This is a genomic window from Novacetimonas pomaceti (assembly GCF_003207955.1).
Classification (GTDB): Bacteria; Pseudomonadota; Alphaproteobacteria; order Acetobacterales; family Acetobacteraceae; genus Novacetimonas; species Novacetimonas pomaceti.
Genome location: NZ_NOXG01000118.1, coordinates 1 through 725, shown reverse-complemented (window position 1 = coordinate 725; position 725 = coordinate 1). Strand labels below are relative to the sequence as shown.

Here is a 725-nt window from a genome sequence, read left to right as displayed (position 1 = left end):
CCTCGAACGCATCAAGTTCGGCGGCCGCCATGTCAGCGGTGGCGGCCCCGTAGATCCGGCGCAGGTCGGCAGCCACGGCCTTACGGTCCTTCCATGAGCAGAAGTTCAGGCTGTGGCGCACCAGGTGAACAATACAGGTCTGAACCATCGCCTCGGGAAAGGCGGCGGTGATGGCCTCGGGAAAGCCTTTCAGCCCGTCCACGACCGCGATCAGGATGTCCTGGATGCCCCGGTTCTTCAACTCGTTCATGACCGAAAGCCAGAATTTGGCGCCTTCATTCTCGGCGATCCAGAGCCCCAGAACCTCGCGCACTCCCTCGCGGGTGACACCGAGAGCAACGTAAACCGCCTTGTTTTTAACGGTCCGGCTGTCAGCATCGCGGATCTTTACCCGAAGGGCATCGAAGATCACGATGGGATACATCCGATCCAGCGCCCGGCCCTGCCACTCCCGGACCTCGTCCAGCACGGCATCGGTGACGCGGCTGATCAGGTCGGGAGAGACCTTCAGGCCATAAAGATCAAGCAGATGGGTCTGGATGTCCCGGACCGTCAGACCGGCGGCATAGAGACCGATGATCCTGTCGTCGATCCCGTCGATCCGGGTCTGGCCCTTCTTTATAAGCTCCGGCTCAAAGCTGCTGTCGCGGTCGCGCGGCACCGTCACCGGAAAGGCGCCGTCCTGGCCTTTCAGCACCTTGGTCGTGGAGCCATTCCGCCGGTTC

1 protein-coding gene is annotated in these 725 nt (G+C 62.1%); it reads right to left on the bottom strand.

Going from position 1 to position 725, the window contains the following annotated elements; translation table 11 throughout:
• Window positions 1-725 (bottom strand): IS256 family transposase (locus tag CFR71_RS15935; RefSeq protein ID WP_110532260.1); only part of this gene is annotated, 725 nt, incomplete at both ends.